This window comes from Pedobacter sp. CFBP9032 (assembly GCF_034045265.1).
GTDB lineage: Bacteria > Bacteroidota > Bacteroidia > Sphingobacteriales > Sphingobacteriaceae > Pedobacter.
Genome location: NZ_JAXCWE010000004.1, coordinates 63873 through 84536 on the forward strand (window position 1 = coordinate 63873; position 20664 = coordinate 84536).

The 20664-nt window shown below is 36.5% G+C and carries 21 protein-coding genes; 9 read left to right on the forward strand and 12 right to left on the reverse strand.

The genetic code is table 11. From position 1 onward, the window contains the following. Window positions 1–46 precede the first annotated feature (46 nt). Window positions 47–682, reverse strand: coding sequence for a hypothetical protein (locus SOM16_RS09020; RefSeq protein WP_320463676.1), 636 nt, complete (start codon window positions 680–682; stop codon window positions 47–49). A 411-nt stretch (window positions 683–1093) separates the two neighbouring features. On the opposite strand from SOM16_RS09020, the gene SOM16_RS09025 reads away from it, so the two are divergent. Together SOM16_RS09025 and cysM are read left to right on the forward strand one after the other, a co-directional pair. After that, entirely contained in the window at window positions 1094–1906 is an 813-nt protein-coding gene (locus SOM16_RS09025) for a serine O-acetyltransferase (RefSeq protein WP_320463677.1), read from the forward strand. Window positions 1907–1912: 6 nt separating this feature from the next. Beyond that, window positions 1913–2785, forward strand: coding sequence for a cysteine synthase CysM (cysM, locus tag SOM16_RS09030; protein ID WP_320463678.1), 873 nt, complete (start codon window positions 1913–1915; stop codon window positions 2783–2785). 276 nt (window positions 2786–3061) lie between these two features. Here cysM and SOM16_RS09035 read toward each other — a convergent pair whose 3' ends face one another. The 4 genes from SOM16_RS09035 to SOM16_RS09050 form a co-directional block, all read right to left on the reverse strand. After that, window positions 3062–4141, reverse strand: coding sequence for an acyltransferase (locus SOM16_RS09035; protein WP_320463679.1), 1080 nt, complete (start codon window positions 4139–4141; stop codon window positions 3062–3064). A gap of 224 nt (window positions 4142–4365) precedes the next feature. After that, complete coding sequence (locus SOM16_RS09040) at window positions 4366–4788, reverse strand: ester cyclase (protein ID WP_320463680.1); 423 nt, start codon at window positions 4786–4788, stop codon at window positions 4366–4368. Window positions 4789–6236: 1448 nt separating this feature from the next. Further along, window positions 6237–6452 carry a hypothetical protein gene (locus tag SOM16_RS09045; RefSeq protein WP_320463681.1) on the reverse strand — a complete coding sequence of 72 codons (216 nt, stop codon included), beginning with the start codon at window positions 6450–6452 and terminating at the stop codon, window positions 6237–6239. A 384-nt stretch (window positions 6453–6836) separates the two neighbouring features. Further along, window positions 6837–7703, reverse strand: coding sequence for an aldose 1-epimerase family protein (locus SOM16_RS09050; RefSeq protein WP_320463682.1), 867 nt, complete (start codon window positions 7701–7703; stop codon window positions 6837–6839). Window positions 7704–7886: 183 nt separating this feature from the next. On the opposite strand from SOM16_RS09050, the gene SOM16_RS09055 reads away from it, so the two are divergent. Beyond that, the gene (locus SOM16_RS09055; protein WP_320463683.1) at window positions 7887–8213 is read left to right on the forward strand and encodes a hypothetical protein; all 327 of its coding nucleotides are present in this window, start codon (window positions 7887–7889) and stop codon (window positions 8211–8213) included. Between the two features lie 95 nt (window positions 8214–8308). On the opposite strand, the gene pepT is transcribed toward SOM16_RS09055, so the two are convergent. Then, on the reverse strand, window positions 8309–9568 hold the full coding sequence (gene pepT / locus SOM16_RS09060; protein WP_320463684.1) for a peptidase T: 1260 nt from the start codon (window positions 9566–9568) through the stop codon (window positions 8309–8311). A 60-nt stretch (window positions 9569–9628) separates the two neighbouring features. On the opposite strand from pepT, the gene SOM16_RS09065 reads away from it, so the two are divergent. From SOM16_RS09065 to SOM16_RS09075, 3 genes are read left to right on the forward strand one after another with little or no spacing between them, the layout of a single operon-like run. Beyond that, a complete protein-coding gene (locus SOM16_RS09065; RefSeq protein ID WP_320463685.1) occupies window positions 9629–10360 on the forward strand; it encodes a hypothetical protein in 732 nt (243 codons plus the stop codon). A 22-nt stretch (window positions 10361–10382) separates the two neighbouring features. Then, window positions 10383–12122 (forward strand): M14 family metallopeptidase, encoded by a 1740-nt coding sequence (locus SOM16_RS09070; RefSeq protein WP_320463686.1) that lies wholly within the window; start codon window positions 10383–10385, stop codon window positions 12120–12122. Between the two features lie 5 nt (window positions 12123–12127). Then, entirely contained in the window at window positions 12128–12742 is a 615-nt protein-coding gene (locus SOM16_RS09075; RefSeq protein ID WP_320463687.1) for a rhomboid family intramembrane serine protease, read from the forward strand. On the opposite strand, the gene SOM16_RS09080 is transcribed toward SOM16_RS09075, so the two are convergent. Both SOM16_RS09080 and SOM16_RS09085 read right to left on the reverse strand, forming a co-directional pair. Next, window positions 12725–13690: a hypothetical protein gene (locus tag SOM16_RS09080; protein ID WP_320463688.1), complete on the reverse strand. Its 966-nt coding sequence runs from the start codon at window positions 13688–13690 to the stop codon at window positions 12725–12727. The two genes, SOM16_RS09075 and SOM16_RS09080, sit on opposite strands and share 18 nt — an antisense overlap. A 132-nt stretch (window positions 13691–13822) precedes the next feature. After that, on the reverse strand, window positions 13823–14959 hold the full coding sequence (locus SOM16_RS09085; protein WP_320463689.1) for a hypothetical protein: 1137 nt from the start codon (window positions 14957–14959) through the stop codon (window positions 13823–13825). 108 nt (window positions 14960–15067) lie between these two features. Here SOM16_RS09085 and SOM16_RS09090 point away from each other — a divergent pair, with 108 nt between their 5' ends. Then, window positions 15068–16099, forward strand: a complete 1032-nt coding sequence (locus SOM16_RS09090) for a dipeptide epimerase (RefSeq protein ID WP_320463690.1) — start codon at window positions 15068–15070, stop codon at window positions 16097–16099. On the opposite strand, the gene SOM16_RS09095 is transcribed toward SOM16_RS09090, so the two are convergent. Then, window positions 16077–16274, reverse strand: a complete 198-nt coding sequence (locus tag SOM16_RS09095; protein WP_320463691.1) for a DUF6358 family protein — start codon at window positions 16272–16274, stop codon at window positions 16077–16079. The genes SOM16_RS09090 and SOM16_RS09095 overlap by 23 nt on opposite strands. Before the next feature lie 189 nt (window positions 16275–16463). After that, entirely contained in the window at window positions 16464–16781 is a 318-nt protein-coding gene (locus SOM16_RS09100) for a rhodanese-like domain-containing protein (RefSeq protein WP_320463692.1), read from the reverse strand. A gap of 127 nt (window positions 16782–16908) precedes the next feature. Between SOM16_RS09100 and SOM16_RS09105 the strand changes: the two genes are divergently transcribed. Next, window positions 16909–18033, forward strand: coding sequence for a DUF4407 domain-containing protein (locus tag SOM16_RS09105; RefSeq protein ID WP_320463693.1), 1125 nt, complete (start codon window positions 16909–16911; stop codon window positions 18031–18033). A 137-nt stretch (window positions 18034–18170) separates the two neighbouring features. After that, window positions 18171–19475 carry a M20/M25/M40 family metallo-hydrolase gene (locus SOM16_RS09110; protein WP_320463694.1) on the forward strand — a complete coding sequence of 435 codons (1305 nt, stop codon included), beginning with the start codon at window positions 18171–18173 and terminating at the stop codon, window positions 19473–19475. An 82-nt stretch (window positions 19476–19557) separates the two neighbouring features. Here the strand turns inward: SOM16_RS09110 and SOM16_RS09115 are convergent, their stop codons facing one another. Together SOM16_RS09115 and SOM16_RS09120 are read right to left on the reverse strand one after the other, a co-directional pair. After that, window positions 19558–20052: a GNAT family N-acetyltransferase gene (locus SOM16_RS09115; protein WP_320463695.1), complete on the reverse strand. Its 495-nt coding sequence runs from the start codon at window positions 20050–20052 to the stop codon at window positions 19558–19560. Then, window positions 20049–20609 carry a thiamine pyrophosphokinase gene (locus SOM16_RS09120; RefSeq protein ID WP_320463696.1) on the reverse strand — a complete coding sequence of 187 codons (561 nt, stop codon included), beginning with the start codon at window positions 20607–20609 and terminating at the stop codon, window positions 20049–20051. Before SOM16_RS09120 ends, SOM16_RS09115 begins: the two co-directional genes overlap by 4 nt. Window positions 20610–20664 lie beyond the last annotated feature (55 nt).

Consider the following 20664-nt stretch of genomic DNA (forward strand, 5'->3'; position numbering starts at 1 on the left):
CCCGATACATTTTCAGGCATACCGGGATTCTTTATCAAAATAGATCTTACTTCGCTAACTTCACCATAGATTGAGCCATGTCTGGAGAACGAATGGCGTCAATATTAGGTGTTGGCATTTTAATTAAGTTTGCGGCTAAAACAGAAGTATCATGTTTTTTAGTTAAAGCAGCAATGTCATTTACTGTGGTTGAAAATATCCTCAGCGTTAATAAATACCATTTATCAAGGTTTCTAACGTTTTGAATATTGCGTGCTCCGTTTGCATAAAACGTATTAATTTTTTTATTGTAATCGAACTGAACTTGATCTAAAAAGGAAAGTTTCTCTGTTACCTGATTTAAAACATTATCTGGAAGGTTCAATCCTTTAATTGCCAGCACACAATTATTTTGTACCAAATAATCAAGGCCATCAAAAGTGATGATCGTTGGTTTATTCCTGTTTAAAATATATTGAGGAGCTGAAAGTTCTGATAATGATACCGTTTCTGAACTGAATTTTTTGTTAAATTCTTGCTTTGCCGAGATCATTGTTTTAATCAACTGATTTCCATTGATGCATTCGTGAATTTCTGGTGTTGAAACCGTGCTCTGCACGGTTTCATTGTGTTGAGCAAAAGCGTTAAAAATTAAAAGAGTTAAAGCAGTTGAGAGTAAAGAGCGTAAAGAAAATTGTTTCATGATTCAGATTTCGTGTAAAGGTATCTAAACACTAATAGAAAGTGAACCTTAAGTAGATTTAACATTACATTTTCCATCCGTTTTGATCAGATTTAACATGATAAAAATCAATTTTTTGGTTCTTTCCACTTCAACACCCCCCATAAAAGACATTTTTATCTTTTTTAGACACCTGTTAATTAACACATTGCGATAATAGTTACAGTTAATAGCTATACAGAATAAGTCTGTATGATCCGAAAACCGAAGCAATGAGAATAGCTGCTTTTTAGTTGATATTAATAGGTATCAAATAATTTAGGTAAATGCTGCAGATTTTGATCGGCAAATGACGTATGAATAAGTGGTTATAGATATATTTACACTGCAAAACAAAGGCATTTATGTCAAAAAAGATTTAATTATTTATTTATGAGTGACGATTTTTTTGGTTATCTATTTAAAAAACGAGATAGGAATAGCCAAATGCCATCTAATGAAGCCATAGCGCATTGGGCTGTTAAAATTGTCGATTTGCTATATCCGGAACATAGTGTTACCCAATTCGAAAATAAAGAAGACTTAGTTGCATATGGTTCTCGTTTAAAAACGGAACTTCTGATGATTGCATCAGCAAGTGGTGAGGGGAAAGCCAAAGATTATCAGGAATTAACGCATCAATTCTTTGAACAGTTACCTGCACTTTACGAATTACTTAATACCGATATTTCTGCTATTTATAAAGGAGATCCGGCAGCAGTGAGTGAATTTGAAGTAATCAGGACTTATCCTGGCTTTTATGCCATTTGTTTCTATCGCATTGCACATGCTTTAAATATCTTGGGGCTCCGGCTTATTCCACGAATTCTTACAGAGCATGCACATTCAAAAACCGGAATCGATATTCATCCGGCGGCACAAATTGGTAAATATTTTTATATTGATCATGGTACTGGCATTGTAATTGGCGAAACATCTATTATCGGGGAACATGTAAAGCTGTATCAAGGGGTAACATTGGGTGCAATGAGTGTTAAAAAAGAGTTTGCCGGGAATAAGAGGCATCCAACAGTAGAAGATCGTGTAGTTATTTATTCTGGTGCAACCATTTTAGGTGGAGATACTGCGATTGGCCACGACAGTGTAATTGGTGGAAATGTTTGGCTAACGGAAAGTGTTGCTCCTTATTCGTTGGTTTATCACTCCCCAACCATTACGATTAGAAATATAAAAGAAAAAAATTAAAAGATTATGGCGGGAATTGTAGATTTAATTGGGAATACGCCAATGGTTGAGCTGAGTAAACTTAACCCGAATCCGAACGTTAAAATTTATGCTAAACTGGAAGGTAATAATCCTGGTGGAAGTGTGAAAGACAGGGCTTCTCTAAATATGATTCGCAGTGCGATTGAACGCGGCGAGATTAAAAAAGGAACCAGATTGGTTGAAGCCACCAGCGGAAATACCGGAATTGCCCTTTCCATGATTGCCAAGCTTTACGATTTGGATATTGAATTGGTAATGCCTGAAAACTCTACCCGGGAACGTAAAGTTACCATGGAAGCTTTTGGTGCAAAGGTAACCTTGCTCGAAAGCATAGAAGCTTGCCGTGATTATGCAGATGAAAAAGGTGTGTCTGATGGTTATTTCCTCCTCAATCAATTCGCCAACCCCGATAATTACCTGGCGCATTATAAAACCACAGCACCTGAAATGTGGAAAGATACGGACGGGAAAATTACCCACTTTATAAGTTCGATGGGTACAACAGGTACAATAATGGGGTGTTCCAGATACTTGAAGGAACAAAACCCATCTGTACAAATTGTGGGTTGTCAACCTACAGAAGGATCTTCTATCCCTGGTATTCGCCGTTGGCCAAAAGAATATTTACCTAAAATCTTCGAGCCGGAAAGAGTAGATCGGGTGATGGATGTTAGCCAGGAAGAAGCGGTTGACATGTCTAGACGACTGGCCAAAGAAGAAGGTATTTTTGCCGGAATGAGTTCCGGAGGTGCCTGTGCTACGGCGCTTCGCCTGGCCAGTGAACTAGATTCTGGTTTATTGGTTTTTATCACCTGCGATCGTGGCGACCGATACCTCAGCAGCGATTTATTTGGCTAAACCTATGCATAAGTTTATCGGCTTGGTGTCTTCACCAACCGAAACGCTCAGGTTTACCATCCATAAAGAGTAGAATTCATCGTCTAGGCTGGTGGGACATACGACCGATCGATAACGTAGGTTGTATAAAAAGTGTTAAGGATAATTATTCATCAGTTTTTCGATGCTCAGGATTACATTTGAGCTTATCATGCAGCGCTGTTCGCAAACTGTAATACAACATGCTGTAAATAATTACCAAACTCAGGTTACTATCTTTAGTTTGCAACCGCAGTCTTATTTTTCATTTCTTTTTCTGCTTAAATATTTTCTTAATGGGATATCATAAAAAATCATCGTTAGATAAGCCACCAATAATAATAGAGCCATTCCTACAATAATAATCATTGCCAGCTCACTTCCCTGAGGCTCATGTGCATTATAGTAATTGCTGAACATCCAAATTGCCGCATAGTGTGTCATGTACAAAGGGTAGGAGATTTTGCCAAGGAAAACGCATAGTTTTCTAAAGCTTTCACTAATATTTGTACCTGCACCCAACGCAATCAGTAATGGGAAATAAAGCAATACCACCAGGAACTCTGCCAGCCAGTTATATTTAAAAAGCGGCATCAGGAAGGTTAAAATTAGCAAAATCGAAAGACCAATAAATCCTAAATTATTTTTAATAATAAGTTTGTAGCGAAAAATTAAAAGCCCTGCCAGAAAGGAGTAGAAAATTCTGGCGCCGCCATCCCAGAAATTAGATCCTGCCCAGCCTCCCATTAATGATCCGGTGTTGTAAGCAACCGTAAAAAGTGTAAAAGTGGCTATTATTGCCAGCAAAATCAAGTATTTTTTGTTGAGTCTGAAAAGTATAAATGCATAAAATATATTGGCCACATATTCCCAGAATAACGACCAGGATGGGGCGTTTAATCCAAATAAATTGAAGGCTCTTTCTTCGATAACTGGAAAAGGAATAAGGAATGCCGAACTGAGGAAGAGTAATATTATTTTACCAATGCTAAAAATAGCCGGATGCCCACCAAACGGATCAAATAAAAAGGCAAGCATGCCCAGTATAGACCCAAACAATACCAACGGATGAAGCCTGATTATTCGAGATTTAAAAAATTCAAGGACCCCTATTTTTTCCATCCGGTCATCATAAGCATAGCCGATCACAAACCCAGAAAGACAGAAAAAGAAATCTACAGCCAGAAAACCATGAAAAATAATATTTTTAGTGTAGTCAGTATACACCATTTCCATAAAGTGATAGGCAACTACACCCACTGCAGCTATCCCTCTTAAGCCATCCAAAACAGTAAAATGTTGTTTCGTTTTAAGAATTTCCTGGTTTACGGTGTTCATAATTTGTTGCTCTGGATGGTTCTTCTCCTTTAACGCTACAACAAGAATAACGATTAATGAAGGGTTTTCAAACTGAAACCTGAAATGAATAAACGAAAATAAGGCTTCGAATTTATTTCAAAGCCTTATTTTAAGTTAATGGCGATCGCCTCAAAAATGATCAATATATCATAATCACTTTAATATCGTAATCAATAGGTTTAACTTAAGTTTCTTCTCTTTATTTAAATAGAAACCGCACCTATTTGTTGTAGTACGCTAAGCGAATCTACTAATGACCAATGCTCGGTAATTTTTTCGTTGTTAAATTTTACAATATAAACCAAATCGTATTCTACTTTTATACCCGTGGCTGGCACATTCATAAAAACGTCTTTATGAGTACCTGTTAAAGTGAAATGGCAAGTTACTTTATCGCCATCGCCTAAAATATGGTTAAAGCTGATTTTCAAATCAGGGAAGGCAATACTATAAATCTGACTAATATCGCGATACCCATCGGCACCTGTTCTTTGGCCCGGAAAGGGATTTTGAATGGTTACATTGCTATCGACGAATTGGTCAATTGCATCAATGTTTTTCTGATTAAATAATTCATCAAAGAACACTTTACATATTGCCTTATTTTTTTCTACCTGATTATCCATATTATCTTTTTTGTTAAAACTTGATAATAGAACAGGATAGATTTGATGTTGTTTCTCTAAATTTAAATCATTTTAGAATGAATCGAAAGTTCTTAATACTATAATAAATCCAAGTTTTTCTATTACCTGTTGAGCAAATTGAACCTGTGAATGGGAATTAAGAAGATAGTATTTTTAAAAAAAGAACGGTTTTTGTAAAACCAGTTATCATTATTTCATGGTTTTTGGTAATTATATTGTTTCATCTCAGAAAGTGTTTTCTGTTTTATGCAATTTCTTAGTTTCATTAATTTGCGGGATCTGGATTTTCATTCCTCCAATGTGCTAAGATATCGTATATCTGATTATACGGATGCTGAACAGCTAAAATATTAATATATGATAATTGCTTATCGGACGATTACATTGTAAATAACATATTGTATTGGCAGCTTCCACTGTATAGCCTTTCAAGACAAAAAGGCTATATATATATTGTAAATTTCTCCTTAATGCTATTTATGAATGCATAAGGGAAAATTAAATGCTTTATTCCCTAATATGTAGTGCGGAGGGGTAATCAGTGTTTTATCAAGTATCAAGCCCCCTTGTAAAGTCTTAATCAAGATTATACGACGTACTAGACAATACAAGGTAGCTTGGAAAAGCTTATGTATATTTCACTTGCAATAAATTAGGACGTCTTTCTTGAAAAGACATGTCGAATTTTTCCAGTAATCGCTGTTAGAATTAACGAGACAATAATATAATTAACTGTCAAAAAAATCATGTTTATTTTCACCTCAAAGGAATCTCGTAAAACGATCAAAGGATAGGAGAAAAATGTCATAAGTATATTAAATATTTTGGTAACAACCCCATGTCCATGTTGTGTATTCGCCCACCCAGCATAAATGATAAGAATGATAAAAAAATAAAACAGAGCTAAAAAAAAGAGTGGTTTAAGTTTCATGGCAGAAATGCAAATAGTCTTGTTATATATTTAAATTTACTTAAATCTAAAAATTTATCAATATTTAAAAGTTCTGGATACAGTAGATTATTAATAATTACTACGTCTGAATGAGTTATAATTTTTGAATAATAGTATTCTTCCGAGGGATATCTTCCGGTGGAATATCCATTTTCAGCATATGAGGTAGATAAATACAGTTCCACACTAATGATGTCTTCATTTCTTATTGTTTTCCATATACTCCCTTCGAAAACCCGTAAACCGTACTCGTTAAACTCTATCATCATATTTTTAGCTTGTAGATAGTATGTGTAATGAAGAATTATTACAGGTGAAAAAAAAAGTATAAAGCCAATTGTGAAAAATATCATAAACAATTCAAAATTATGGAACTGCATAACTAAAGCAAATACTATTATTATGAAATATGTTATAATAACAAATAAACTTTCCTTTATTAAAAGGTAATGATTTTTTAAAGTTACACTGTACATTACATTGGTAGAGGCAAGCCCCCATTGCTAAAATCAATAACAAAATTGCTCCACATTCTATTTAAAGATTCTGAAAGCGTATCATAGGCATATTCTGCTGCCAATCCTGTAACACTTAAAATAAATTCAACAACCACAGCACTTCCAACTCCAACACCTGCTAGAATCGCAGTGCCGGTAGAACCTGTTTTGATTGTGAACCTAATTCCATCCATATCACCTATGTTATTAGTATAGTGATTAATCAATGCCGCTGAATCAAATGCAAAACCAGCTACATTTGCAGCTAAACTTAACTTTCCAAATGCCTTTACCGCGGCTATGTTATCTGCACTACATGCTAATACATATGATTGTCAGCTAAATAACCTAAGTTTTGAAAGTATTAGATAAATTAACAACAGCTCTTCCGCCCCCTGCATTACCTACGTTCTCCGTAAATATAGCTTGCAACTTAAATATATTGCAAATAATAATTAACATAAATAACTTCTTAAAATTTAATTCCTTATGTACTGATATCACAAACTCATTCCATTATTCAAATCAAAATTTTAGTTTTTTTGTTGATGAGTTTATGACAATTAGGGTTCCTAAATCTAAAAGCATTCTACTTCCCAAAAACGTTCCCAATTTTGGCCTGCGGGTAATTGAACTATACCTTCTTTATGTGGAAGTTCCAGATTGTGGTCTACCTCATCTGCTACGCCACACCAAGGTTCGAGGCAAACAAAAGGTGCATCAGTTGCAGCCCAGATGCCGAAAAATGGAAAATCATCAAAATGAAAATGTAAACCATAATCATTTTTTATGTTCAATAAACTAATGCAATTACTTTGCATGGTTTTAAAAACCAATGCATCATTATAAAACAAGTCGTGTTTCAGATTTAACTTATGCCCATCTAATTTAATGTTTCCTGTATCTTTTGCTATTAAACCATTATCAAGCTTCCAATAGGTTAAATTATCATCAGCATTAAATGCCAGGTAATAATCGGTATAATCTGTATTTGGAGTGTTTGGAACGGCAAAGGCAGGGTGCGCACCAAGCGAAAAAAGTAACTCTTCCTTACCCGTATTAATGACTTCGTAGGTGAGGATTAGTTTTCTATCCTTAAGCTGATATTTTAATTTAAGTTCGAAGTGAAAGGGATATACTTTTAAACTTTCTTCGGTTTCCGTTAAAGTAAAAACAGCTTCAGTATCGCTTATTGTTTCGGTTTTAAAAACCTGATCGCGGGCAAAACCATGGCGGGGCAAGTGGTAAGTTTTATCTTTATAGGTGTAGCTGTCGTTTTTTAAAGCACCAACAATTGGAAATAAAACCGGACTATGTTTTCCCCAGTACTGATCATCCCCATTCCATAGGTATTCCAATTTGGTTTCTTTACTAAATAAACGCTGGAGTTCTGCTCCCTTAGCTGCTAAGCTTACTTTAATGTAATCGTTTTCAAGAGTTATCATGGTGTGCTAATGTAATAAATATGATGCTTTAAAAAATATCTTTTTTACTAAATTTGGATGCCCGGTTACAGAATTGAAAACAATATGAGATTAGAAATGATATTGTTACTATTTAAGCTTATACTCGACGTTAAACATTGTTAAGGAGTCTGAAGGCACCCCGCACATCAAACAACTTAAATTATGGCTGTAGATTTATCAAAATTATCAAATGCTAAAGTGAAAGCGGCAATTACAGCTTTACAAAACGGCGATTTAAAAGGTTGGTTTGCGTTATTTAGCGAGAACGTTGCCTTTTCTGAAGATGGCAATCAAATGCAGTTTACGAACTTCTTTAAAAAAGCTTTCGGTCATGAGCGTTTTATTAATATCGATAAAGTAGAAGATAATGGCCTCTCGGTATATGGAGATTTTCATTCTGATCAATGGGGAGACTTTAAAACAGCATTCAAATTTCAACTGGATAAAAGCGGAAAAATTAATCGTTTAGATATCGGACAGATTTTTTAGGCCAGAGTCTAAAGTCGAGAGTCCAAAGTCTAAAGTTGATACTTGATATCCAAACTTCCGACTCCGGACTATAGACTTAGGACTTATAACTTAGGCTAAAGAGACCCTTTTTCTTCCCAGATACAGGCGATATTAATAATCGTTTGCACGGCTTTTTCCATATCCTGTAAGCTTACCCATTCTTGTTTGCTATGAAAAGCATGTTCACCAGCAAATATATTCGGACAAGGCAATCCCATAAAAGATAATCTCGAACCATCTGTTCCGCCACGAATGCTTTGTGGTTTAGCCACAATGCCTGCTCTTTTAATGGCTTCAATTCCAAACTGAACGATTTGAGGATGTTGATCCAGAATCTGCTTCATGTTTCTGTATTGTGCCTTAATTTTTAAATCAAAAGTGGCGTTAGGGTAATTTACCATTACTTGTTTTACTGTTTGCTCCAGAAACTGTCCATGTTCGGCTAATTTCTCATCAGTAAAATCTCTGATAATGAAATGTGCTTCTGCCTGTTCTACCTGGCCTGAAAAACTAACAGGATGGATAAAACCTTCTTTTTGGTGCGTAGCCTCCGGCGTTAAAGCATCCTTTGGTAAAGCAGCAATAACATCTGCAAGAATTTTTATTGCACTTTCCATTTTGCCTTTTGCAAAACCCGGATGCGTACTTACTCCATTAATTATTAAAGTTGCTCCATCTGCAGAAAAAGTTTCATCTTCAATTGACCCCAGTGTTTCTCCATCTACGGTATAACCAAAATCTGCACCTAGCTTTTTTAAGTCTACCTGATCAACGCCACGACCAATTTCTTCATCTGGTGTGAAGAGGATTTTAATGGTTCCATGTTTCACATCAGGATTTTTAACCAGGAAATTTACTGCTTCCATAATTTCGGCAAGGCCTGCCTTATTGTCTGCACCTAATAAGGTGGTACCGCTAGCCGTAATAATATCATTACCAATCTGCTGTTTTAAGTCTTTATGATCAGACAATTTTAGCACGATATTGTGGTCATCAGGAAGAATTAAATCTTCTCCTTGATAATTATCATGAATAATCGGTTTTACATCTGCTCCACTACAATCAGGCGAGGTATCCATATGAGAACAAAAGAAAATTATCGGTATTTTTTTGTCAGTGTTGGATGGAATCGTTCCATAAACATATCCATTATTATCCATTTCTGCATCAGAAATGCCCATTTCCAATAGTTCATTTACCAATAACGCACCTAAATCTTTCTGTTTAAGAGTAGAAGGACAGGTAGGAGAATTAGGATCAGATTGGGTATCGATTTTCGCATATCTGATAAATCTTTGCGATAAGGATTGGTCTAAATTGATGTACTTGCTCATAAATCAAAGGTAAAAGTTATAAATATTCGATAAACATATTATTTTTGTAAAAAACGCCCAATGACACCTAAACTCCTGAAGTCTACTCTCCTGACTATTATATTTACCCTGCTTATACATTTCTCTTTTGCGCAATCCAATTATTTTAAATGGTCTGGTGGGATTGGTGCTGGTCCAAACTTTTCTAGAACAGACGTAAAAAAAGGAAACTGGGGCCACACCGCTTATGGCGAACTTAATTTTCATTTTACGCCTTTTGTTACCCTCGGGCTTGAAGCACAATATGGTTTGGTACAGGGCGGAAATATTCGCACGGACACTCACAACAGGCAATTCGCTAATAAATATACAACGATTGGCGCAAATTTTAAGTTTATGCTTGGTGAAGTTATTGATTTTGAGAGTAGTAAATTTCTCGATAATATTAAAGGAGTTTATGCTGGTATTGGCGTAGGTGTAATTAATAACAATATTACCGATATTGTGCGTTTTAAACCGCCTTGGGCAGCATACGATCCGGGGTTCGGCCCCTTTCCCGGCCAGGATAAGACCAGAAATATCTGGGTACCTATTAGTATAGGCTATAATTATTTTCTTTATGATGGTTATGGTTATATACGCTACGCGATTAATCTTAATTTGCAAAGTAACTTCACTTTCGGTGAGGGATTGGATGGCTATGATGATCCAGCTGCTAAATTTAAAAATTATGATCCTGATACTTATAATAGCTATACCATTGGATTTAAATACTTCTTCGGAAACGTAAGAACTTATCACAAAACTTTGTAGATTCGTTTAATAATTTCCTATTATGAGAAACGTTTTTTTGCTTTGCCTGGTGCTTTTCTCATTTTCTGTTTTTTCTCAAAAAACCCCTTATGAGCAGCGTAACAAAACAGAAACAGCTACCTATACTGATGCCATTGCTTATTATAAAAATTTAGCCCAAAAATACCCGGAAGCCAAACTTTTCACATATGGAAATACAGATTTTGGCATCCCCCTGCACTTATTGGTATTATCAAAAGATCAGGTCTTCGATCCTTCAGAAATTATAAAAAGAAAAAAAGCAGTTCTGTTAATTAATAATGGAATCCATCCGGGCGAACCTGAGGGAATAGATGCGGCCATGATGTTAAGCAGGGATTTATTGGTTCATAACAAATTGCCAAAAGATGTAGTAATCTGCGTGATTCCAATTTATAATATTGATGGAAGTTTTAACCGTTCGGCTACCTCAAGGGCTAATCAAAACGGACCATTAGCTTATGGTTTTCGGGGTAATGCGAAAAACCTGGATCTAAACCGTGATTTCATCAAAACCGATTCGAAAAATTCAGCCGCATTACAACTGATTTTTAATACCTGGCAACCGCAGGTTTTTGTTGATACCCATACGAGTAACGGAGCAGATTACCAGTACGTAATGACACTGATTCCAACTCAGAAAGATAAGTTAAATTCTATCTTATCGGGATATCTGACCAATACCTTAGTGCCAGAATTGTATAGCAAAATGGCGAAGCAAGGTTACCCGATGATTCCTTATATAAACTCCATCGGCGAAACACCTGAAAGCGGAATTACCGGATTTATCGAATCGCCGCGCTATTCTACAGGATATGCTGCATTGCATAACGTAATCGGCTTTATGCCAGAAACACACATGCTCAAGTCTTTTGATTTGCGGGTAGATGCCACCTATAAATTGCTGCAAAGTTACGTAGATGTTGTTCAGCATGATGCAAAGCTTATTTTCGAAAATAAACAGAAAGCAGATGCCTTCGTTGCTAAACAACATGAGTTTCCATTAACCTGGCAGCTGAACAAAAATGAAGTGAATGAAATTCCCTTTAATGGTTTTGAAGCCGGAAAAAAGCCAAGTGGGGTAAGTGGGTTTGATCGTTTGTTTTACGATAAGCGTAAACCATATACTAAAACCATTAAAGAGTGGAATAAATACGAGCCTGCAATTTCGGTTCAGAAACCAATCGCTTATATCATTCCAAAGGCCTGGGATAAAGTAATAACACTGCTAAAACTCAACCAGGTGAAAATGCAGGAGCTGAAAAGTAATACCAAAATTGAAGTTGAAAGCTATTATATAGATGATTTTAAAACAGGCGCAAAACCTTATGAAGGTCATTACCCGCATTCGGCAGTGAAGGTGAATCCGATCAGACAAAGTCTTCAATATTATGCAGGAGATTTTGTGGTATACGTAAACCAGCCTAACAACCGGTACATTGTAGAAACATTGGAACCACAAGCTACAGATTCTTTTTTTAACTGGAATTTCTTCGATTCTATTCTGGATATGAAAGAACACTATTCAGCATATATTTTCGAAGATACTGCGGATAAGCTGTTAAAGGACAACCCTGATTTGAAAGCAAAACTGGAAAATAAAAAGTCATCTGATCCTGATTTTGCTAAAAACGGAGCCGCTCAGCTTGACTTTGTCTATAAAAATTCTGATTATTACGAGAAATCGCACAATCGATATCCGATTGCCAGGTTGATGATTCCTGCTAAACTTGATTTAAAATAACCCAAATGGAATACCTAAACGTGGCTCCCGTAGCCTCAATTATTTTTGTTTTTACACTGGTTACCAGTCTGTACGCTTTTTATGATCAAAGCTTATATGGTAAATTTATGCTTCATCCTTATAGCGTTTCCAAAGGAAATAAGGTTTTTACATTAATTACCAGTGGATTAATTCATGCCGATTGGATGCACTTATTTTTCAATATGTTTACCTTTTATGCTTTCGCCTTTACGCTGGAGCAAATGATGGGAAGCTGGCAATTTGGATTAATGTATTTCATTGCTTTGATTTTAAGTGATTTGCCAACGGTATTTAAGCACAAAGATGATTTTCATTACAATAGCCTGGGTGCATCAGGAGCAATTAGTGCCGTGCTTTTTAGTTATATCCTTTATAATCCCCTTTCAAAAATCTACATCATGTTTATCCCGATTGGGATTCCGGCAGTTATATTTGGCGGCTTGTACCTGGTCTATTGTGCATATGCTTCCAAAAACTCCAGGGATAACATTAACCACGATGCCCATTTTTTTGGTGCTTTAACCGGGTTAATTTTTACTGTAATTTTTGTACCTGGCATTATTCAACATTTTATAGCTGCACTAACCGGCGGTGGGTAAACATGGATTTTGAAAAAAACTCATTGGATTATTGGGATCTTTAATAATTTCGAACTTGACGTAACCCCAGGGTTTCCAGAAATTTTCCAATACCTGCGCATAAACCTTATGCTGCCAAACATCAAATAAGGGTTTACTCATGTTTCCACGAAGGGGCATGGCCTCAATGTAGGTAGTACCTTCAACAGGCATAAAAGTATATTCAGGTAATCTGTTAAAAAGATAGGCAGAGTAATAGAAACGGGCCGTTAGCTCTTCAAACTGCTCTGCCGTTAGTGCTTTATCTTTAATTTCATTGAGAATTTCCTGATGAAAACGTTTATTAGTGCCATTATCTTGCAGGCAGGCAATAATACCAAAGTCCTTTAGTTTTAATGAAAAGGTAAGGGTATTAATTTCATCGCGGAAACTAAAGGGCGTCTCCTCATTCTCAAGTTTAACGATAGTAATCGACCAGGGCGAAAAATCTTCAAATTCAATGCTGGTGTATAGGTTTTGTAGCATGAAATTCAGGTTCGCAAATTTCATCATCAGCGATTGAGACATATTTAAACCATCAGCCGTCATTTCCTTTCTTAGCGCCGAATGCATTTCGATATACACAAAACCATATAAAAACTTACCAACCCAGTTAAATAGATCAAGCGCTGTTAACTCAGAAACGCCTGGATAACCTGCTTCAAAAGCATTTTCTATCTTGTTTTCGAGGGGATTCAAAAACTGTTCATTCACCTCGCTATTTACCGGAATAACCAATGTATTATACGAACGGATGCTTTCATCCAAAAACTGAATTTGCTCCTCACCAGTTAAGGCAGCCTGCGCCAACAACCATTTCGGAATTAGCGGAATCTGAATGACCGGCGAATTAAAAGTGTTGCCACTTAAGAAACATTTTTTATATAAAAAATCGAAATTTTGGAAGGGATTGTATAAGCCAGTATTCATTACTGCAATATTAACCATTATATTTCTAGCGCTGGTTAACGATGATTTTTTTTAACGTTTGGATTACAACGTCTCCCTGGTCGGTGGCTCACCAACCAAGGGTTTCATCCGGGCCAACAATCAAGGCTTTGCTTAATAATTATTATAAAAGTAACTAATATCATCTACCAGCTGACTGTAAATAGGCTTGGTAAACTCTAGAAATAAAGCATCAGGCGGCGGTGGAAGAATTTCTTTCCTCCTTGTCATGGCCAGTTGGTTTGTATTTAGGGCCCGGTCATCGCCCTGGTAACTGGCCCAACTATCTCTCCAAACATAAGTGCCAGGAAATTTCTGTTGTTTAATAATCTTCCGGCTCTGCCAATCGGTAATCGTCATGTCTAATAAACCTGAAGATGAAATATTTTTCTCGAAGATGCTTAAGGTTGCTTTTACCGTTCCGTAAACAGCTTTTTTGTCGCGGGTTTCACCAATCACCACACTATCGCGCGTTAATTTTTCTACTCTTTCTTTTACATAAGTCTGGCCGACAATAAAATCATCAAAGTTTAGACTTAAGACCTGATCCGGAACAATTTTTTCATTCGTTGCCTGGTCTTCAGCATAAAAAATAACAAACTTATTTCTTGAGTAGTGGCTGATGAACTCATTAATTTGCTGTTGAAAATAATTACCACTTAATTGATACGGCCCTCTGTTAATGATAATTGGCTGAACCACCACACGGGTAATGGCCGCCCAAAAAGCATCATCAATTTTTGTTTTTACATCCTTATAATCAGGTTGCAGGTTTTGAACTTTTTCAAATTCGTAGTAAGCTTTTTTAGCTGACTGGCGATTGTTTTCGCGGAGGTAAATTACGCCCGAATTATACCTCACCGCAGCCGCATTATATCTACTATCTGATAACTCCCTGATGTATTTTACTGGCGAAGGAATGATCACCAAACATGCCGGGCAGGTGTTAATCTCATCTGCCAACTGGTTTATTTTTTGATAATCATACATAATTGATTCCCATCTAAATAAATCATTGGATAATTTAGCCTCATCAATTTTCCTTAAATGATCTTGCAATGCAAGCTGATAAGCTGTTTTTAACACCTGCGTAGCTTCACCATTTTTTGGCGAATTTTGTAATCTGCCTACTGCTTTAGCAACTGAAGTATCATAATCGCCTTTCTGCAAGGCATTCTTTCCGGTGGTACATCCTCCTAATATTATTAAGGATAAATAAATAAAATACCGTAATCTTGAAGTGTTTTTCATAACCAGCGCATTTAGTAGTAATCGGATGAATATAGCCAATGTTTTTATCATCCGCTAACGAGATTTGTAAGGTAATATTCCCTTATTTAAATAAAAAGACGATCGATCATGAAGATTAGTTGCAAGCCTTTCGAATTAGATTTAAAACACCCTTTTTCCATCTCTAAATTTACACGAACCAGTACCCCTTTAATGCTAATAAAAATCCAGTATGAGGATGTAGTTGGTTATGGAGAAGCTTCAATGGTGCCTTATATGGGCGAAAGTTATGAAACTGCACAGGCGTTTTTAAATCAGGTTGATTTAAGTCAGTTTCACCACCCATTTATTTTTGAAGAGATTATTACCTATCTCGATTCGATAGCTCCTGGCCAGCCAGCCATTAAAGCTGCTATTGATATTGCCTTAAATGATATAAATGGTAAAATTTTAAATAAGCCTTGTTACGAAATCTATACTGCTGATCTTTCTAAAATGCCAGTTACTTCTTATACCATCGGCATTGATACCCTGGAAGTGATTCGCGAGAAACTGAAAGATGCGGAACAATTTAAAGTGATTAAAGTAAAACTGGGACGTGATAACGACCAGGAAATTATTGAAACTATTCGGCGTATGACTAATGTTCCGCTTTATGTTGATGCCAACCAGGGATGGACGGACCGGATCAAAGCCATAGACTTAATTTACTGGTTGCACCAGCAGGGGGTACTTTTGATTGAACAACCCATGGATAAAAATGATCTGGATGGAAATGCATGGTTAACGGAACGGAGCCCGATTCCTTTACTAGCTGATGAGGCTGTACAGCGTTTAGCTGATATGGACCAATTAAAAGGCGCCTACCATGGTATTAACGTAAAACTAATGAAAAGCTGCGGAATGTATGAAGGTCACCAAATGATTTTAAAAGCCCGTTCTTTCGGGATGAAGGTACTAATTGGCTGCATGAGCGAAACGAGTTGTGCTACCCTGGCGGCCGCGGCCCTGGCGCCACTTTGTAATTGGGCAGATTTAGACGGACCGTGGCTAACACTAAATAATCCCTTTACGAATCCGCCCTTTGAAAATGGAAAATATAGGTTAAAGAATTTGCCTGGCTTGGGCCTGGAAGGTGTTACTTCGGATCTTTTTCTTTAAAAGATTTCCTAATGTCTTTCGTTAGATGATACTTAAAATAAAATAAGCAGCAAATAACACCAACCAAAAACCCGGCTGGAAGATATTTAGCATTATTATAACACCAAACCAATCCAAAAATGGAGAGAATGATGGCCAGGTTATAAAAGATATTTAAAGCAAATTTTTTACCCACGGTTTAATTATTGAATGAAAGAAGGATTGAATTTGGAATGAGAAGGTGGTAGCATGAAAGATTTATTGGAATGTCGAATAAGTTTCACGCTCATGACATTCACTCATTCTACCTTTAATAAAGTGATTGAATTTTGAATAAGCTACATGCTAATCACATTTACTCATTCAAAACTCACTCATTACATGATTAATACACCGGCATATTTGGGTCAAAGGCTTCTTGCCAAGCTAGAATCCCACCTTTTAAATTATATAAATTTTCGTGCCCGTATTGAGCTTCCAGTTGCATTACTGCAGCGGCGCTTCTTTTTCCACTACGGCACTGAATAATAACTGGCTTATCTTTTGAAACTTTTTCTGCCTCAATTAAAATTCCACCTAATGGAATATTTTCGCCATTGAGGTTGGAAACTTCATATTCGAATGTCTCACGAACATCGATTAATTGAAAATCTTCTTTATTGTCGATTTTTGCCTTTAGTTCTTGTACCGATATTTCTTTCATTTTGATTTTTGTGTTTATGCAAATATAGGGAATTCAATTTTACGGTTAACATCAAAAAAATGCCATATAATCTTAAGCCAGGCTGTAACAACTTAAACCCTTAAGCGTTTAACTATAAATTGTTACAATGGACAAGTTGAACCGTTTCTTCTGGTTTTGTTCTGGCGCACATATCCCTACACTGGAAAAGTATCCAACAGAACAGAATAAATATACAGGCATTGGTGCCACCATCTTTTTTACCGGTTTATTTGCTGCGCTTTCGGGCGGTTATGCCATGTATTTCGTTTTTAAAGGCGATGATCTGGCTGTAATCTTTGCCCTTGTTTTTGGCTTTTTATGGGGAGCTGCCATTTTTAATATGGACAGATACATTGTATCGAGCATCAATAAAAGCGCCAGTACCAATAAGCAGCTTTTGCAGGCTACGCCACGGATTTTGCTGGCAATTATGATCGGGATGGTTATTTCCAGACCCATTGAATTAAAAATCTTCGATAAAGAGATTAAAGAGCGTTTAAAGGTGAGTTACCTCAATGGTCAGCGATCTAAAATAGATACTTTAAATAAAGCTTTTGAAAATAAATACCAGGTAGAATTTGGCCGGTTAAACCGGGAGAAAGCAACCAGAGATTCATTAGAGAAAGGCATCAAAGCAGACCGGCAGAAGCTGAATTTTGAAATTTTCGGTAATAAAACAGCCGAAACATCTGGTGTGATGGGATACGGTCCTTACGCAAAACGTAAAGAAGCAGAAATTAAACAACGCGAAGTAGAGCTGGATTCGCTTAAGGCCACGATTAATAAATCAGAATCTTTTGTAGATAAGCGAAAGGAATTCGACGGCTTATTTACCGAAAAACTTTACACCAAAAAACAACTCGATAGTTTAGCAGACCTCGCTGGCTTTGCCGATCGAAACTGGGCTTTAGGGCAGCTAAAGTTTAACGTAGATGGAACCAGCGACAGCAATACCGCAACGGCTGTAACATTTATTGGTTTACTCTTCATCTTTTTTGAATGTTTGCCTGTATTTGTAAAGCTGATGAGTGCCCGCGGTCCTTATGATTATGCTACAGCAGATGGCGATGAGGTTTCTATCTATCAGTCAAAAAAAGATAAAGATTTCCATTTGGAGGTTGCTGATCATATTCATGAAACCCGGGTAGATTCTGAATCATCCAAACGGAAAGAAATTATTAAAGGAAAAGCATATCGCGATTTAGAAAAATATGACTGGGATCAGGAGTGATAGAGAATGGAATATTAAGGAATTACAGGTAGCGTTTGGAAAATTTATGGCAGGATTAATGTCGCTTATCGAACTTAGAAACTATCTTTATCGCGGCAAAAAGCTAAATCTAAATAACAGCAAAATATAAATAGACTATGAAGAAAATCTTCCTTTTAACGCTTGCCGGAATGGCAACTTTACAGCTGAGTGCGCAAAATATCGATAAGATCATCACCCGGGAATATACCGATCTTCTAATTAAAACCTTAAGTAGTGATGAGATGCAAGGTCGTGCGACGTTTACACCTGGCATTGATAAAGCAGCATCTTTTATTGAATCGGAATTTAAAAAAATAGGCTTAAAGCCTTTAACAGGTGAAAAAAACTTTCGGCAGACTTTCTTTAAATATCAGGTTGCCAATGAAAGTAAGGCCATTAAAATTGATGGAAAAGAGATTGCCGCAGAAAATTTGATCGTTTCTGGTATAAATGCGGAGAATATCACTTTAGATAAATCAAATACCACTGTTGTTAAACTTGATCCTGAAAAGCCATTTTTAAATCAGTTCCGGGCCATGATGTCTGCCGGGAAAAACCAGGTTGTTTTAGTTGATGCTAAGTTCGCCGAGAACTTTAAACGCTACAAAAGCTATTTTGATAAGCCGGTAACTATCGATGAAAAAGATATGAGCGGCACACCAAATGTGCAGGTTTTTGTATTAGGTACCAATGAAGCTACGGACTTTAATGTAGAGCTGAAGAGCAAAGTTTCTAAAATGCCATTATTTAATGTGACCGGGATGATTCCTGGTAAATCAAAGGCTAAAGAATTAGTGGTTTTTTCTGGGCACTACGATCATTTGGGGGTACTGAAAACGGTAGATGGAGATAGCATTGCAAATGGAGCTGATGATGATGCATCGGGAACCACCGCCATGATTGCTTTAGCTAAATATTATAAAGCACAGAAAAATAACGAACGCACCTTAATTTTTGTTGCTTTTACGGCTGAAGAAATCGGCGGTTTTGGCGCAAAATATTTTTCCAGTAAGCTAAATCCTGATGAAGTAGTGGCCATGTTTAATATCGAGATGATTGGCAAAGATTCTAAATTTGGTAAGAATACAGCCTTTATTACTGGTTATGATAAATCTGATTTTGGAAAAATTTTACAGAAAAACCTGGCAGGAACAGAGTTTACTTTCCACCCAGATCCTTACACCGAACAGAATTTATTTTATAGAAGCGATAATGCAACCTTGGCGGCTTTAGGCGTTCCGGCACACACCATTAGTACCGATCAGATTGATGTAGATAAATTTTACCACACGGTTAAAGATGAATATAGTACGTTGGATGTAGAAAATATTTTATCTACCATTAAGGCCATTGCAAAGAGCGCAACTTCAATTGTAAATGGAAAAGATACACCTACCAGAATTCCTAAATTAAAGCAGTAAACTGGATTAGAGTTGAAACAAATAAAGCCTCAAATGATCAGTAAAAAACTGATTGTTTGAGGCTTTAGCATTTTTGAGGAGATTAGAATTTGTATTCCATCACATAATCATCCATGATATAACCTTCGCCAATATCTAGCTGCACAGATTCCTTAATTTCAAAGCCACCTTTTAAATAGAAGTCTTTGGCATTATTATGTTTGTTTACATTGAGCTGTAAGGCTGATGCGCCTGCTTCTTTAACCTGATTAAAAACTTCATTGATGAGCAGTTTCCCTACGCCTTTGCCATGTGCGGATGGCAACACATAAAGCTTGTGAAGCTTATAGACTTTTTCTTCCAGATCAATAATTGAATATCCAGCGAAGCCATATTGATTTTCATTATCTTCTGCAATTAAAAAAATATGACCTCCCAGAAATTGGTGTAACAATTCTCCTTTATTATACATTTTTTCGAGCATGTAATCAATTTGCTCCTGACCGATAAGGTCTAAATAGGTGGATGGCCATGTCGCCGCAGCAATATCGCGAATTACCGCTATATCCTGCTCTTTCGCTTTTCTTAACGTAATCATATCGGTTCACTAATAAAAATGGGCTGTCCTGAGAAGGTGAATTCCACAAAACCATCATTTACCACTACAAAGATTTCTTCTTCGGTTTGCATTAAATTGGTCACTTCGAGATATCGGTTTCCATGAATTAAAAACTCACTTCCGGCAGGCTTCCAAACCGAAAAGCCAGATTTTATAGGGTAGTGTTTTGATTTTTCTGTGAATACAACGAGGTTAATCTGATCTTCAAAACCGGCAAATTTTTCTAAATCGAATTTTCGGGCGATAACATTTACTGCCGGATATTTCTCTTCATACAGATAATTTATCGCTACCATTAAAGCATCAACCGGACCCTGAATAATTTTGGTGTCTTCCTGAACATCTTCTGTGCTGCCATTCACCAACACATCAACTTTTAAACCTAAAGAAAAGATTTTATCATAATTTTCACCGTTAACTAAAAGTGTTGGGCTCCACTCCAATAGCTGCCCCAAAAGTTCTTCATTAAAGTTGCCAAGCTCGTCTATATATAAAGCTGGCTCTTGTTTTTCTTTTACAATGTGGTGTGATGACATGATGCGAAGATAAAAAAAAGTAAGGAAGTATCTGGTGTGAGTAGCGGTGGGTAGA

Bases quoted from the DNA above. Each gene is read 5' to 3' on its own strand.
- SOM16_RS09020 (WP_320463676.1), bottom strand. From the start codon at position 682: ATGAAACAATTTTCTTTACGCTCTTTACTCTCAACTGCTTTAACTCTT.
- SOM16_RS09025 (WP_320463677.1), top strand. From the start codon at position 1,094: ATGAGTGACGATTTTTTTGGTTATCTATTTAAAAAACGAGATAGGAAT.
- cysM (WP_320463678.1), top strand. From the start codon at position 1,913: ATGGCGGGAATTGTAGATTTAATTGGGAATACGCCAATGGTTGAGCTG.
- SOM16_RS09035 (WP_320463679.1), bottom strand. From the start codon at position 4,141: ATGAACACCGTAAACCAGGAAATTCTTAAAACGAAACAACATTTTACT.
- SOM16_RS09040 (WP_320463680.1), bottom strand. From the start codon at position 4,788: ATGGATAATCAGGTAGAAAAAAATAAGGCAATATGTAAAGTGTTCTTT.
- SOM16_RS09045 (WP_320463681.1), bottom strand. From the start codon at position 6,452: ATGGATGGAATTAGGTTCACAATCAAAACAGGTTCTACCGGCACTGCG.
- SOM16_RS09050 (WP_320463682.1), bottom strand. From the start codon at position 7,703: ATGATAACTCTTGAAAACGATTACATTAAAGTAAGCTTAGCAGCTAAG.
- SOM16_RS09055 (WP_320463683.1), top strand. From the start codon at position 7,887: ATGGCTGTAGATTTATCAAAATTATCAAATGCTAAAGTGAAAGCGGCA.
- pepT (WP_320463684.1), bottom strand. From the start codon at position 9,568: ATGAGCAAGTACATCAATTTAGACCAATCCTTATCGCAAAGATTTATC.
- SOM16_RS09065 (WP_320463685.1), top strand. From the start codon at position 9,629: ATGACACCTAAACTCCTGAAGTCTACTCTCCTGACTATTATATTTACC.
- SOM16_RS09070 (WP_320463686.1), top strand. From the start codon at position 10,383: ATGAGAAACGTTTTTTTGCTTTGCCTGGTGCTTTTCTCATTTTCTGTT.
- SOM16_RS09075 (WP_320463687.1), top strand. From the start codon at position 12,128: ATGGAATACCTAAACGTGGCTCCCGTAGCCTCAATTATTTTTGTTTTT.
- SOM16_RS09080 (WP_320463688.1), bottom strand. From the start codon at position 13,690: ATGAATACTGGCTTATACAATCCCTTCCAAAATTTCGATTTTTTATAT.
- SOM16_RS09085 (WP_320463689.1), bottom strand. From the start codon at position 14,959: ATGAAAAACACTTCAAGATTACGGTATTTTATTTATTTATCCTTAATA.
- SOM16_RS09090 (WP_320463690.1), top strand. From the start codon at position 15,068: ATGAAGATTAGTTGCAAGCCTTTCGAATTAGATTTAAAACACCCTTTT.
- SOM16_RS09100 (WP_320463692.1), bottom strand. From the start codon at position 16,781: ATGAAAGAAATATCGGTACAAGAACTAAAGGCAAAAATCGACAATAAA.
- SOM16_RS09105 (WP_320463693.1), top strand. From the start codon at position 16,909: ATGGACAAGTTGAACCGTTTCTTCTGGTTTTGTTCTGGCGCACATATC.
- SOM16_RS09110 (WP_320463694.1), top strand. From the start codon at position 18,171: ATGAAGAAAATCTTCCTTTTAACGCTTGCCGGAATGGCAACTTTACAG.
- SOM16_RS09115 (WP_320463695.1), bottom strand. From the start codon at position 20,052: ATGATTACGTTAAGAAAAGCGAAAGAGCAGGATATAGCGGTAATTCGC.
- SOM16_RS09120 (WP_320463696.1), bottom strand. From the start codon at position 20,609: ATGTCATCACACCACATTGTAAAAGAAAAACAAGAGCCAGCTTTATAT.